Genomic DNA, 13440 nt, shown 5'->3' with positions numbered 1-13440 from the left:
ATGATGCTAGGGCCGAGGCGACGGATACCCTTGATCCGAATCCCAGTTTCCTGCTGGACTTTGCCGGCCTGAATGCTTTCTTCAGCGGTTTCTCTGGCTTGAATTACGATCTGCTGGATATGGATGTGATCGGTCGTGATAGCCGCATGGCGCTGCGTGCCGGAGGTGCGGAAATCATACGTGAAGCGCCGGTTCATGGGTTGCACTATCAAGGTTATAGCCACCTCACAGCGATGCAGCGTGATGCTGAACCAGTGGGGGGATTTGTGGAGATGTATCGCCTGCTGGGGCAGGGCGGTATAGCCGCCTTGCATCGCCAGGGCTGCGGCTTTGAACAGGCCGATGCCACGATGGCAGCCATGGATGCAGTGTTCCAATCTAAGGCCAGTGGCGGCATAGCCATCGCGCTGGCCTGAAGCACGGAGACAAAACAGATGCGTAATGCCGAAACCCTTGCCCTGTTAGGTGGCAAGCCGATCAATGATAAACCCTTTCAGTTCAACAATGCCATCGGTGAGGAAGAACGCAGGGCAGTGCTTGGGGTGTTGGATCGGGGGGAATTGTCGGGCTTCATCGCTTCGCCGGGCGAACCTTTCTGGGGCGGTGAGGCGGTGCGCGAATTGCAGCGCATGTTCTGCGAGCATTATGGCGTGAAGCATGCGGTTGCAGTGAATTCCGCTACATCGGGCCTGCTTTGTGCATTGTCGGCTACGGGTATTGGCCCGGGCGACGAAGTGATTACTTCGCCCTATACCATGAGCGCCACTTCCACCGTGGCGCTCATGCTGGGTGCCGTGCCGGTTTTTGCCGATATCGAAACGGATACCTTTGGCATCGATCCAGCTTCGGTGGAGGCAAATATCACACCGCATACCAAGGCGATCATCGCGGTGAATATTTTCGGCCATGCCGCAAGGCTGAATCAACTTCGCGCTATTGCCGATCGACACGGCCTGTTTCTGATCGAGGATAATGCCCAGGCACCCGATGCTGTTCATCAAGGCAGGCTGACTGGCACAATCGGCGATCTGGGTGTGTTCAGCTTCAACCGCCATAAGGTCATGCAATGTGGCGAAGGTGGCGTGGTCGTTACCAATAACGACAAGCTGTTCGAAAAGGCCGCCTTGATGCGCAATCATGGCGAAGCGGTTTTGGAAGGCTTTGGCATCGACGATCTAGTGAATGCTATCGGGCTCAATCTGCGTATGACTGAACTGGAAGCTGCAGTAGCCATCGAGCAGTTCAAGAAACTTCCCAGATTGAACGCAGAACGTCAGGCTTTAGCGCAGCGGCTGAATGAAGGTTTGGCGAGCATTGATGGTGTAATCGCGCCGCATGTGGGTGAAGGCGATCGCCATGTTTATTACATGTATGCGATGAAATATGACGCTGCACGTACAGGGCTGCCGCGCGATTTGTTTGTGAAGGCGATGCTGGCGGAGGGCTTGTTCATCCGGGGCGGTTATCTGAAGCCGACCTACCTCTATCCCACCTACCAAAAGCGCATTGCGATTGGCAATAAAGGATTTCCCTTTACCGCCAATCCCCGCAATCAAAATCTAAGCTATGAGCAGGGCCTTTGCCCGGTTTGCGAACGATTCGAAAATCGTGAATTGATGATCACGGCGGTGATGCAGCCGCCGCAAACATTGGAAGACATGGATCGTTACGTGGCTGGCATCCGCAAAGTTTTGGCTAACCGCGACGCATTGTTGAAGATGGCGGCCTGAGCCAGAAGAGATCTGCACCATGTGCGATCTGCTGATCCTGATTACTGAGGCCGGTGCAGCATCGTTTCTGCGCCCGGTTGTGCGTGCCTTACAGCAGCGTGCAGATCTGAATTGGGTGTTGGCGGCCACCCCAGTGGCGCTACGTGGTCTGGCCGACGACGTGCCTGCTACACGCCTGTTGTGGAGCGATCTGGACCGTACCAGCGCTGCAATGGCTGGTGATATCCTGGATATGGTAAAGCCTCGTCGTGTGCTGGCCTCGGCTGGCGGTTGGCCTCTGGAGCGGGCAGTGATTCGGCTGGCGAAGCAACGCAGCATCGTTGCGGCCCAATTCGTTGATACTTGGTATGGCTATCGGCGCCGATTTCTGGAGGGGGCAGACGCATTGCTGCCTGATCATCTGTTGGTGATCGATCCGCGTGCAGTTGCCGAAGCAGAAGCAGATGGCTTGCCTGCAGATAAACTACATGCTTGTGGCCATCCGCTCTGGAGTGAAATCGCTCTGCTGCCCCCCATCGATAGCCGAGCGACATTATTTATCGGTGCGCCGGTGAAGCGCGATTATGGCAATAGTCTTGGCTATACCGAGGATGATGCTTGGGCTTGTTTGCTCGAAGTTGCCCAACAGCGTCCGGATCTGGTGAGCAATCTCGAGTATGCCCCACATCCTGAACAACAAGGTGTTGCTGTTTCGGCACCTATTTCGTCGTATTCCACGGGGAGGCTTGCCGATATCGGACAAGTTGTCGGCATGTTTTCGGCGCCGTTGATCGAGGCCTATATTGCCGGTCGACGCTCGATCAGCTTGCAGCCACGTGCCGGCAGCATCGATATGGCGCCGCTCAGCCGATTTGGTCTGTCGCCTCGCGTTACTGGCTCTCAGCAGTTGATTGAGGTTTTGGAAGCGCCATTGCCTGACAACACTTCATTTCGCGCGGATATGGCCAATGGCACAGCGCGCTTTTTAACTGCCATTGAGGAGTGTCTGCCGGCATGATTCCCATAGCCGTTCCTGATTTGCGCGGCAGAGAAGCTCAGTATCTGGCACAATGTGTGGCTGATAATTGGGTGTCGTCGGCAGGCCCCTTTGTCAGTGAATTGGAAAAACAAGTGGCGGCTCTTGCGGGGCGCGCTCATGGAATTGCCTGCGTGAATGGCACGACGGCTTTGCAGCTTAGTTTGCACGCAATCGGCCTCCGGCCTGGCGAAATCGTCATTCTGCCGGATTGGACCTTCGCCGCTACGGCTAATGCAATCGTACATGCTGGTGGTGTACCTTTGTTTGTAGATATTCTGGAAAGCGATTGGAGCATAGATCCGACCGCTGTTGCTGCTGCTATAGCCAACAGCAAGGACAATGTTCGGGCAATCATTGCTGTGGATGTGCTCGGAAACTTGCCAGATCCAGCACCATTGCGAGCCGTTGCGCAGCGCCATGGCGTGGTGCTTATCGAGGATGCTGCCTGCGCTTTGGGCGCGCGTAAGGATGGGGTGCGTGGCGGCGGCTATGGCGATCTAGCTGCCATCAGCTTCAATGGAAACAAGACCGTGACGGCTGGTGGTGGTGGAATGGTTGTTACCGACAATGCCGATTGGGCGCGGGAGATTCGCCATCTCAGCACACAAGCCCGCACCGGCGCAGATTATCGGCATGATCGGGTGGGCTTCAATTTCCGCATGACCAATGTGAATGCGGCCATCGGACTAGCGCAAGTGGAGCGCATTGATGAAATGCTGGCCGCCAAACGGCGGATTGCCGCCGCCTATAAGGCAGCGCTACAGGGCCGCAACGACCTAGCCTTCATGCCTGTGGAGGATTTCACGCAATCGGGATGTTGGCTCAGCGTGGTGCGTACGGCGTCGTCTGAAGCCAATGCCGATTTGGCAGCACATCTGAGGCAGGCTGGCATCGATGCGCGCTCATTTTGGTGTGCGTTGTCAGATCAACCGCCCTATCGCGGTTATGCCTCGCCAGCCAATCCGCTAGCGCATGGCTTGAATGATCGCACGATATGCCTGCCCTCCAGCAGCCATCTGGGCGATGCCGATTTGAACACCGTGCTGGCAGCCCTGGCTGCGTGGCAGGGTCCCAGCATCTGAGACGATATTCGCGGAGCCAACAGCATGTTCCAGCATAACCAGCGCCCCTATATCATCGCCGAGATTGGTGCCAATCATAATGGCGATATGGAATTGGCGCGGCAATTGGTCGATTCGGCGAAGGCTGCTGGTGCCGATGCCGTCAAGTTCCAATCATGGGATACCACGATCTTTTCAAAATCAGTTTATGATAAGAACTACTTTCTTGGCGATGATTACCGAAATCGCAGTGATTATACGCTGAAGCAGATTGTTGAAGCCTTCGCCATGAGCCCGGCTCAACTCACTGAAATGCGGGATTATTGCGTCAAAATCGGAATCGACTTTTCCAGCACGCCTTTCAATGTGGAGCAGCTCCAACATTTGGTGGAATTGGGCACAAAGTACATCAAGATCGCGTCCATGGATTTGAATAATCCGTATTTGCTAAAGGCCGCCGCCGCTTGCGGCCTACCTGTGGTTTTGTCTACCGGATTTGGCAGCCTTGAGGAGATCGATCGTGCCGTGCGCCTGCTTGAGGCCCAGGGGGCGAAGGAAATCGTGATTCTGCATTGCATTTCGCTTTATCCGCCGCAGGATGATGAAATAAACCTGCGTAATATCGATACATTTCGACAGGCATTCGGTTATCCGGTGGGCTTTTCCGACCATTCCATCGGGATCGAAATCCCGCTGGCCGCTATGGCCTTGGGCGCGATGGTGATCGAGAAGCATTTCACGCTCGACAAGAATATGTTTGGTTGGGATCACAAGGTTTCCGCCGACCCGGCCGAGCTGGCGGCAATTTGCCGGGGCCGCGACCGTATCCATGCGGCGCTTGGTTCATCGCGCCGCATTGTGGGCGCGCGCGAGATGCAGCGGCGCGATGAATATCGTCGCTCGATTGTTGCCACGCGTGCCGTGAAAAGCGGTGAAGTATTTGACGAGGCGATGCTGGATTTCCGCAGGCCCGGCACCGGCATAGATCCCACCCTGGTCAATCTTGTGGTGGGAAGCCGTGCCGCCCGCGATATCGGCGCCGAGGAAATTCTGGGCTTCGACATGCTGGTGGCACAACAGGGCAAGTAACCTCCATGCCTGAAATGGCACTTGTATCAGCCGTGTATCCTCAGCCTGAAAGCCGCTGTAGGCAATTCGCCGATAGTGTGGCTGTTGCATGTGCACGATCCGGGCATTACCTGGTCTTGTTGGTAGCGGAAGCGGATTACGATCCGAAGTCTGTGCGGGACCGAATTTCTCAGGTTGCAGAATCTCGGGTAATTCCAACCCAATTGAGCCGGAATCCGCCGGCCTTGCGTGCGCATTCCCTGGCGGTCGGCCGAGAGGCTGGCTGTGAGGCCGTCGCCTTTCTAGATTATGATGACGTGGCCAAGCCGGATATGCTGGAGAAATACACACAGGCCTTTGCGAATCTGCAAACGGACATTGCCTATGGCGATCTTGCTTTGCTAGATGCGGATGGCGCTGACCTGGGCATGCCGATGTTTGGTGAGAGTTTACCAGATTCCATAAATAGCCAGGCCGAGCTGTATGATGGCAATATGTTGGGTTTTTCCAACACGGCACTGCGCACGGCTTTGTTGGAGGTGCCGGATTTGCAGCCGCCATCGGCGATTGTCGCATATGATTGGTGGTTGTTTACCCGGCTATTGGCGCGAGGGGCGAAGGCTTTGCGTGTGACTGGCCCGGTGGCGGGCTATAGGCTGCATGACGCAAACACGCTTGGCAGTGAATCGGATCCGTCTCCGGCGGATCTTCTGCGACGCATGAAGGCGCTTGCGGCGCATTATGCCGCCTTTCAAGGGCAGAATTGGGCAGCGTCGCGCCTGTCTGCTGTGGAGGCCGCGATTGCACTTTTAACGGCCGGGCAGCCGGTTTCGGAGTGGGCGATGCAGAGCTTTCGTGGAAATGGCGGCCCGTGGTTTTCTCGTTTGTTGGCTGGCGCACGACGCATGGCGGGAGAGGCGTGATGCTTCGGCTGCGAGACATTGCCGGCTATACATGCAAGCCGGATACACCATTGCGCGATGTGATGCTGCGCTTCAATGAATTGTTGCATCTCTTCATGGTGGTGGTTGATGAAGCAGGCCGGCCTCTTGGCACCATTACGGATGGCGATCTGCGCCGTAGTATCCTGCGCGGCCAAACGGTGGATGCTGTTGCCACCTCTGCGATGAATGATAAGCCGCGCATTGGCTATCTTGGGCAGACAGGTAATCCAGTTGACCAGCTAAAAGGTGGGTTGACCTTTCTGCCCATGGTTGATTCAGGTGGGATTCTAGCAGAGATTTGGCTGCCCTCTGCTGCTGATGAAACTGTGGAAGATGCCTTGGTGATGGCGGGTGGGTACGGTCGCCGTTTGGGTGAACGCACACGTAACACGCCAAAGCCGTTGCTGGAGGTGGCCGAGAAGCCGCTGCTCGAACATATGTTGGGCTGGCTGGAAAACGGCGGCGTCAAACGTGTATTTGTAGCCGTGCATTATCTGGCGGATCAGATCGAGGATTATCTGATGGCCCGGCAGACCAGCATGCAGCATGAAATCATCCGAGAAAACGAGCCATTGGGCACGGCCGGTGCCGTGTCCTATCTGGGCGAGCGGGTAAAAAAGTCCTTCTTGGTAGTGAATGCAGATGTTCTTACCAAACTGGATATTGGTGCGTTCACGTCCTTCCACCATCGCCATGGTTATGATGGAACCCTGGCCGTTGCCCCTCATGTAGTTGAAATTCCGTTCGGTGTCATACGTCAGGATGAGGACGGCAATTTCGATGGCATTGATGAGAAGCCGCGTTATTCACATTTCGTATCCTCTGGCATATATCTGCTGTCGCCGGAATTCTGCAGTCTCGTGCCCAGGGGGCAACGTTTCGATATGCCGGAATTGCTGAATTCAGGCAGTAAAGCTGGCCTGCGGATCGGCTTGTTCCCCATACATGAATATTGGCGAGATGTTGGTCGTGAAACTGATTTCCAATCGGCGCAGCGAGAGATTTGAAACGCCATGCATAACATAGCCGTGCTTGGCCTTGGCTCGATGGGGCTGAAACATGCCGCAGCGGCAATTGCCGATGGGCATAATGTTGTCGGTTATGATCCATCAACTGCTGCATTGGCGCGACTGTGCGAGATTGGCGGCCGGCCAGTGGAAACTTTGGCTGCTGCGTTGCAGGCTTGCAGCCTAGTCGTGATCGCCTCTCCGCCGGCTTATCACCTTGCTCAGGCCGAGGCTGCGATCATGGCCGGAAAATCCGTTTTGGTGGAAAAGCCCCTGGCAGACCGCATTGGTGAATTGGAAAATCTGGTGCAGATTGCGGAGCAAAATCGTCTGGTTTTCGCTGTTGCGCAGAATCTACGGTATCATCCGGCGGTACACGCGGCCCGCGAATTCATCGCGGCGGGAGCGGTCGGCCAGCCGATCTCGGTTGTTTCGGTTGGTGTCTCGCATTTGGCGGATTGGCGGCCACACCAGTCGGTGAGGGATAATTACGCTGCGGATTCTCGATCAGGCGGCGTTATCTTTGATTGGGTTCATGAGATTGACATGCTGGTCTACCTTTTTGGCCCCTTCACTCCCCTGGCGGCGGTGGCAGAACGTTCTGGGCGGTTGGATATAGAATCGGAAGACACAGCGGCGCTGGTGTTGCGGCATGATAAAAGCGGTCCGCTGGCATCAATCAATTTGAGTTATCTGCCGCGCCCCCGTCGGCGCTTTACAGAAATTTTCGGCACCGAAGGCCGGCTCGAATTAGATTTACCTGGGCGAGCATTGCGTCGCTGGGATGCGGGTGGCGACCTGGTGGAGATTTGCGAATTCGGCGGAAAACATGCCGATGATTATGTTGCGGAGTTGAGCGCATTTCTGGTGGCTGCGGATGGTCGGGGGCAAGTGCGCTGTTCGGCGCGGGATGCTTTGGACGTGTTGCGCGGTGTTCTGGCCTTGCGACAGATGGCTGGTTTGCCAGCAGCAGGCGTGGCTTGATTTCTGACCAGGCCAAGTGAATTTATCAGGTAAAGGACTTACTGAATGATCGACTTGAATGGGAAAGCGCTGCTGGTAACTGGCGGCACGGGGTCTTTCGGGCAACGTTTCGTTTCAACAGTTCTGGCGCGTTTCAAGCCGCGCCGCCTCGTGGTGTTCAGTCGCGATGAACTGAAGCAATACGAGATGGCGCAGCAATTTTCACAATCGGAATTTCCATGCCTGCGTTATTTCATTGGCGATGTGCGCGACGAAAGCCGCCTGGCCCGCGCTATGCATGGCGTTGAATATGTGGTGCACGCCGCGGCGATGAAACATGTGACTGCTGCGGAGTATAATCCATTTGAGTGCATTCGGACCAATGTGATGGGTGCGGAGAATGTAGTGAACGCAGCAATGCGCGCCGGCGTAAGGCGGGTGATTGCGCTTTCCACAGACAAGGCAGTGAATCCGATCAATCTTTACGGCGCCAGCAAACTTGCCTCGGACAAGATTTTTGTTGCGGCAAATAACTTGAGTGGCGCGGATGGTACGCGCTATTCGGTTGTTCGCTATGGAAATGTTCTGGGCTCGCGCGGTAGCGTCATTCCGTATTTCCGCAAGTTGCTGGCGGATGGAACCGATCATTTGCCAATAACGGACCCGCGCATGACGCGCTTTTGGATCACTTTGGGCGAGGGGGTCGATTTCGTTCTGAGCCATCTCGACGACATGCTCGGTGGCGAGGTTTTCGTGCCGAAGGTTCGCAGCATGAAGATCACCGATCTTGCGCAGGCCATGGCGCCCGATTTGCCCTTGAAAGTGGTTGGCATCCGGCCGGGTGAGAAATTGCATGAAATGCTGATTTCCCGAGATGATGCGCGTCTTACATGGGAAAGCCAGGACAGTTATCTGATCGAGCCGATGCTCAATCATTTCACGCGTGAAGCTTTTGCCGATAGCCGCTTCAAGCGTGTTGCCGAAGATTTCGAGTTTTCCAGCGACGCGAATGCCGATTGGCTTGGTATTGCTGAATTGCGATCAATCCTGGAGAATTCGAAGTTATGATTGTCGCGTTGGATGAGCCGCTGCAGTTAAATGTCACGCGGCTTATTCCTATTACGGAAAAGCACGCCAGCGAACGCTATGTAAGCTGGATGAATGACGCGGAGGTTGTCCGTTATACAGAGATTCTGCCTGGTGGTTATGATGTTGCCCGGCTGCATGCCTATATTGCATCGGTGCAGAACGATCCGGCGAGTGTTTTCTTCGCAATCGAGTCTGAATCGCATGGCCATGTAGGAAACCTTCGTATCGGTGGCATTTCCGCGCGCCATGGCAGGGCGACAATAGCGTTGCTAATCGGAGAACGCGCGGTCTGGGGGCGTGGGATCGGCCGTGCGGCGATTCAATTGGCGACCGATTTCGCTTTTCGTAAGCTGCATTTGCGCAAACTCTGCGCCGGTATTTACGAAGTGAATATCGGCAGCCGTGTTGCATTTGAACGCGCCGGTTATATCCAGGAAGCTAAATTAAAGGCCCATGCAATATATGAGGGCCAGCCCCTGGATGTTTTGCAGATGGCGAAATTCAATGGCGAGATGGCGGCATGACTAAGCTTCTGCCTTATGGCCGGCATAGTGTGGATGAAGAAGATATTGCGCTAGTAACCCAGATTCTGCGCGGCGATTTTCTCACCACCGGCCCCACCATCAATGCTTTCGAGGCTGCGCTTTCCGCAAAATTGGATGGCGCGTATGTGGTGCTCTGTTCCAACGGCACTGCCGCTTTGCACATGATGTCCCTGGCCTTGCCATTGCAGCCTGGCGACGTGCTTGTTGTGCCAGCGATTACGTTTCTCGCTACGGCCAATGCTGCGCGGTACGTGGGCGCGGAGGTTGAGTTTGCGGATGTCGACCAGAAAACCGGGCTGATGACGCCGGAAACACTGAGTGCCGCCATTACTTCCGCCAGGCGGCGATTTGGTAAGACGCCGCGTGCTGCAACTGTTGTGCATATGGCAGGGCAAAGCGGCGATATTCCCGGCCTTGCTGCAAAGGCAGCAGAAAACGGTATGATTCTGATGGAAGATGCCGCGCATGCTGTGGGTGGACGGTATTTATCGCAGGATACATGGATGCCGATTGGCGCCGCGCATCATGCCGCCCTGTGCGCGTTCTCTTTCCATCCGGTGAAGACGATGACGATGGGAGAGGGCGGGGCGGTCTCCACTCGTGACAAAGCCTTGGCGGATCGGTTGTTGCTGGCGCGCAATCACGGCATGCAGCGAGATCCTACCCTTTGGCGGGCGAATGGCGATGGTTTTGAACCCGATGGCACGCCACGCCCGTGGTATTACGAAATGCAGGAACCTGGCTTTAATTATCGGGCCACCGATATTCAGGCTGCGCTAGGTATGAGCCAGCTTTCCAAACTGGATCTTTTTGTGACGCGTCGGGCGGCCATTGTTGAGCGGTATCAAGCGGGTCTTGCCAATCTATCGCCGCTTCTCGAACCGTTGCGAATGCGCCTAGATTCGCGGCCAGGTTGGCATCTATTCGTTGTGCTGCTGGATTTTGAGAAGCTTGGCATGTCGCGCACAGCGTTGATGAAGCGATTGCAGGCGGCGGGAATTGGTAGCCAAGTGCATTATATCCCACTCTACCGACAGCCATATTTCCTTAATCGTTATGGCGAGATGAGGCTGCCTGGTGCGGAGCTTTATTACGAACGGGCGTTGTCTCTGCCGCTTTATCCGGCCATGACGGATACGGACGTAGATCATGTGATTGAGACAGTTTCTCGCATTGTAAAAGAAGGATGATGCAGCGCTGGGTTTTTCGCGTGGCTTCAGCCCCGCGCTATGGCGGTGGCCATATGGCCCGAAGCTTGATTCTTGCGCATGAAATGCGTTCCATGCGGCATTCCTTGGATATCGGTTTCGTATTGGACGCGGAATCTGCAAGTTGGCGTGAACGTCTGGCTGCTGCTGGTTTTGCAGTTGCAGAGGCGACTGGAGGCATAAGCGCAGCCGAAGACATAAACATAAAGGTGTTGTTTGACCATCCCGAACGTTCTCTGGCGGCGGATATCAAAGGGAGCGGGCTAGTTTATATTGATGATGATGCAGCCGGCCTTGCTGGCGCATCTCTCATTATACATCCGCATGCCGATTTGAAAGGTGAGGCCATCGGGGGCGTTCCGGCCCTGTGCGGCCTGAAGTATGCGTTGATAGACAGCCGCTGGTCCTATGTTTCTGTGCCCGACCCGATCAAACCTATTGAGCGAATTCTGGTTACGTTCGGCCAAATCGATACTGTGAATGCAACGGAGCAGGCGCTTCAGGCGCTTCTGAGTATCTCGAACCTGCCGCCCATCGATGTTGCATTGGGCAATATGGCCGCACATCTTGAGCCATTGCGACAGCGTTTCTCGTCTCATGCTGGCGTGCAGTTGCATATCGGGCGCCCGCAGATCGATGATTTGGTGATGACGGCGGGTCTGACAATTGGCGCTGCTGGCGTCAGTTTGCTGGAGCGCTTAGCAGCCGGATCAATATCGATAGCTGTTGCCCAGAATGCGACGCAGCGGCGCTTACTCACGGCTCTGGCGAATACTGGGGCCATTCTTGATGGCGGTGATGCTTGGAATTTTGATCAATCGGCATTTTGCCATGTGGTTTCGAGCTTATTTGCCAAACCGGATATAAGGTTGAGAATGCGCAAGTGTGCGAGATTCCTGATCGATGGTTGCGGAGCAAAGCGCGTTGCCAAGGCAATCCTCACCCTGCAATGAGTGTTTTGCATCATGGTTGATTTGAGTGTTTTTGACGTAGCGTTCTGTGACAGTCCCGCGGCATTGATTTCGGCGCGGGCATTGGGCCTGAGGGGTGATGCAAGAATTTTAACAACAGCGCCTGCCGTTATGCGGCAGGAAGCCAATGCGATTGATGTCGAGGCGAAAGTTCCCTCCGAAATTACAGCGCATTTCATTGCGGCCGTGGGGGAGTATGTAACAAGGCTGCATGCTGCGCTGCGGGATTGTTCCAATATTGGAGAAGATGCTTGCGCGGCTGCTTTGGGCGCCTTTAACGAGCATAAATATCTGCATAAAGCACTGGCTTTGACATTGCAGGATTGTGAGGAGCCCAGGGCGATCTTGCAGCCCAAGACCGGCGATAAGCGTTTGGATTTTGTTTTGCAGAGTCTATGGCCAACGCTTTTGCAGGTAAATGCGCAGGCCGTTAGCATTGATTTGGCCGTCCCAAAGCCTAGCAGGGGTGCTTCGCTTGGTGGGGAAGCGCCATCTCTGGCGCAACGGTTGCAGAATTTGCGTTTCGACCGCTTTGCCTATCATGCCTTTTCACGGTTTGGTGGCTTGTTTGGCGCTTTGAGCAAGAAGCCGGCGGTGTTTGTGCTGCGTGACAGTAATGAGTTGGTTAAAGAAACTGCTGTATCTTTTGCATTCCGGGGTCATCCGCTTGTTCTTCTGGAGGAAGAAGCGTTCCCCGATGCATGCATTGCCGCAGATATTGTGGCCGTTGTCGAGCAAACCTGCTCGCGGCTTTTCGATGAGGTTTTTGCAGGCCTGTTCAAAGAGCCTTTGCGGGATGTTCTGCGCAGCCGCTTATCCTCCGCCGCCATCCGCGAATTGAAAGTCATTGCTGCTGGTGCTCCGGCCTGGCGGAAGCGTCTGGCTAAAGTGTCGCATAGCGATGCGGTCATTCTTCATGGTGGGCCGATTGGCGGGCGCGGTCGTGCGCTGCATAAAGCGGCGCGCGAAGAGGGCGTTCGGCTGTATGGTTTTCAGCATGGAGTTCGCCGGGAGATCGCCAATTGGCCGTTGGATGTCCGAATCCTTAACGAGAATAATTTTTCGGATATGTTGTTTTGCTATAATTCGGAGGGTGCTTCCTACAGCGCGAAAGACAGCCCATTTGCCATTTCTGAGGCCCGCCCAGTGGGAATGCCGGGTGACTATCGGCGCAGGCGCAATATATTTGTCCGCCCCGCGAAGCAGCCACTGATCTATATATCCACGCTGCTGTATCGGGGTGGCAGGCAATTGTCCAATACCTGCCTTTCAGATCCGCAGCGCTCGGAAAAGGAAGAAGGGTTGGTAAGGGATGTGCTGGCTAAATTGCCCTATAAGGTGCGATATAAGCCTTACCCGTCGCTGCGTTATGAAGGAGAAGATCCCGTGCATGAGGCAGTGGAATCTGCCGGCAACTTGGATATGTTCGAAGACGAAATTGATTTGCGCTATATGCTGCAGAGTCATCAGGTGGCTATTACCAGCGGGGCAACGAGTACGGTGGGTTGGTGTGCATTATCAAATCTGCCGCTTGTGTTTATAGACGATCCTGAAGCACAGCCATTGAATGCTAAGGCGCGCGAGAAGTTCGATGCGGCATTTTTCGTTTTTGATGCCGCGCATAAGAATTACAAGCAAAACCTCCTCGAATTTTTGTCTCAGCCGATTAAGGATATCCAGAAGCAATCCGCGGAAAAATCCGATGCGCGCCGGATCGTCCAGCGGGACTTTTTTGGCCTGGCCGACGGGGATTCAGGCCTGAATGCATACCGCATCATATGCGATGATGTGAAGGCGATGAAAAATATCCGGACGAAAAGAACATGAAACCTCCTA

The 13440-nt window shown here is 55.0% G+C and carries 13 protein-coding genes; all 13 read left to right on the top strand.

Annotation, left to right across the window (positions count from 1 at the left end):
• On the top strand, positions 1-416 hold a 416-nt coding region (locus KF827_RS17355; protein WP_291008085.1), incomplete at its 5' end, for a hypothetical protein.
• 18 nt (positions 417-434) lie between these two features.
• Positions 435-1730: a DegT/DnrJ/EryC1/StrS family aminotransferase gene (locus tag KF827_RS17350; RefSeq protein WP_291008082.1), complete on the top strand. Its 1296-nt coding sequence runs from the start codon at positions 435-437 to the stop codon at positions 1728-1730.
• A gap of 19 nt (positions 1731-1749) precedes the next feature.
• A complete protein-coding gene (locus KF827_RS17345) occupies positions 1750-2727 on the top strand; it encodes a hypothetical protein (RefSeq protein ID WP_291008079.1) in 978 nt (325 codons plus the stop codon).
• Positions 2724-3830 carry an aminotransferase class I/II-fold pyridoxal phosphate-dependent enzyme gene (locus KF827_RS17340; RefSeq protein WP_291008076.1) on the top strand — a complete coding sequence of 369 codons (1107 nt, stop codon included), beginning with the start codon at positions 2724-2726 and terminating at the stop codon, positions 3828-3830. The genes KF827_RS17345 and KF827_RS17340 overlap by 4 nt, the downstream gene beginning before the upstream one ends.
• A 24-nt stretch (positions 3831-3854) precedes the next feature.
• Positions 3855-4898 carry an N-acetylneuraminate synthase family protein gene (locus KF827_RS17335; RefSeq protein WP_291008073.1) on the top strand — a complete coding sequence of 348 codons (1044 nt, stop codon included), beginning with the start codon at positions 3855-3857 and terminating at the stop codon, positions 4896-4898.
• 224 nt (positions 4899-5122) lie between these two features.
• Positions 5123-5800 (top strand): hypothetical protein, encoded by a 678-nt coding sequence (locus KF827_RS17330; RefSeq protein ID WP_291008071.1) that lies wholly within the window; start codon positions 5123-5125, stop codon positions 5798-5800.
• Positions 5800-6828, top strand: a complete 1029-nt coding sequence (locus KF827_RS17325) for a sugar phosphate nucleotidyltransferase (protein ID WP_291008068.1) — start codon at positions 5800-5802, stop codon at positions 6826-6828. Before KF827_RS17330 ends, KF827_RS17325 begins: the two co-directional genes overlap by 1 nt.
• A gap of 6 nt (positions 6829-6834) precedes the next feature.
• A complete protein-coding gene (locus tag KF827_RS17320; protein WP_291008065.1) occupies positions 6835-7812 on the top strand; it encodes a Gfo/Idh/MocA family oxidoreductase in 978 nt (325 codons plus the stop codon).
• A gap of 45 nt (positions 7813-7857) precedes the next feature.
• Positions 7858-8859: a UDP-N-acetylglucosamine 4,6-dehydratase (inverting) gene (pseB, locus tag KF827_RS17315; RefSeq protein ID WP_291008062.1), complete on the top strand. Its 1002-nt coding sequence runs from the start codon at positions 7858-7860 to the stop codon at positions 8857-8859.
• The gene (locus KF827_RS17310) at positions 8856-9404 is read left to right on the top strand and encodes a GNAT family N-acetyltransferase (RefSeq protein WP_291008059.1); all 549 of its coding nucleotides are present in this window, start codon (positions 8856-8858) and stop codon (positions 9402-9404) included. The genes pseB and KF827_RS17310 overlap by 4 nt, the downstream gene beginning before the upstream one ends.
• Positions 9401-10615 carry a UDP-4-amino-4,6-dideoxy-N-acetyl-beta-L-altrosamine transaminase gene (gene pseC / locus KF827_RS17305; RefSeq protein ID WP_291008056.1) on the top strand — a complete coding sequence of 405 codons (1215 nt, stop codon included), beginning with the start codon at positions 9401-9403 and terminating at the stop codon, positions 10613-10615. Before KF827_RS17310 ends, pseC begins: the two co-directional genes overlap by 4 nt.
• The gene (locus tag KF827_RS17300) at positions 10612-11586 is read left to right on the top strand and encodes a hypothetical protein (RefSeq protein WP_291008053.1); all 975 of its coding nucleotides are present in this window, start codon (positions 10612-10614) and stop codon (positions 11584-11586) included. Before pseC ends, KF827_RS17300 begins: the two co-directional genes overlap by 4 nt.
• A gap of 12 nt (positions 11587-11598) precedes the next feature.
• The gene (locus tag KF827_RS17295; RefSeq protein WP_291008051.1) at positions 11599-13431 is read left to right on the top strand and encodes a hypothetical protein; all 1833 of its coding nucleotides are present in this window, start codon (positions 11599-11601) and stop codon (positions 13429-13431) included.
• The last annotated feature ends 9 nt before the right edge of the window (positions 13432-13440 follow it).

It is taken from the genome of Ferrovibrio sp. (genome assembly GCF_019636075.1).
In the GTDB taxonomy this organism is placed as follows: Bacteria; Pseudomonadota; Alphaproteobacteria; order Ferrovibrionales; family Ferrovibrionaceae; genus Ferrovibrio.
This window is presented reverse-complemented; position numbering and strand designations above follow the sequence as displayed.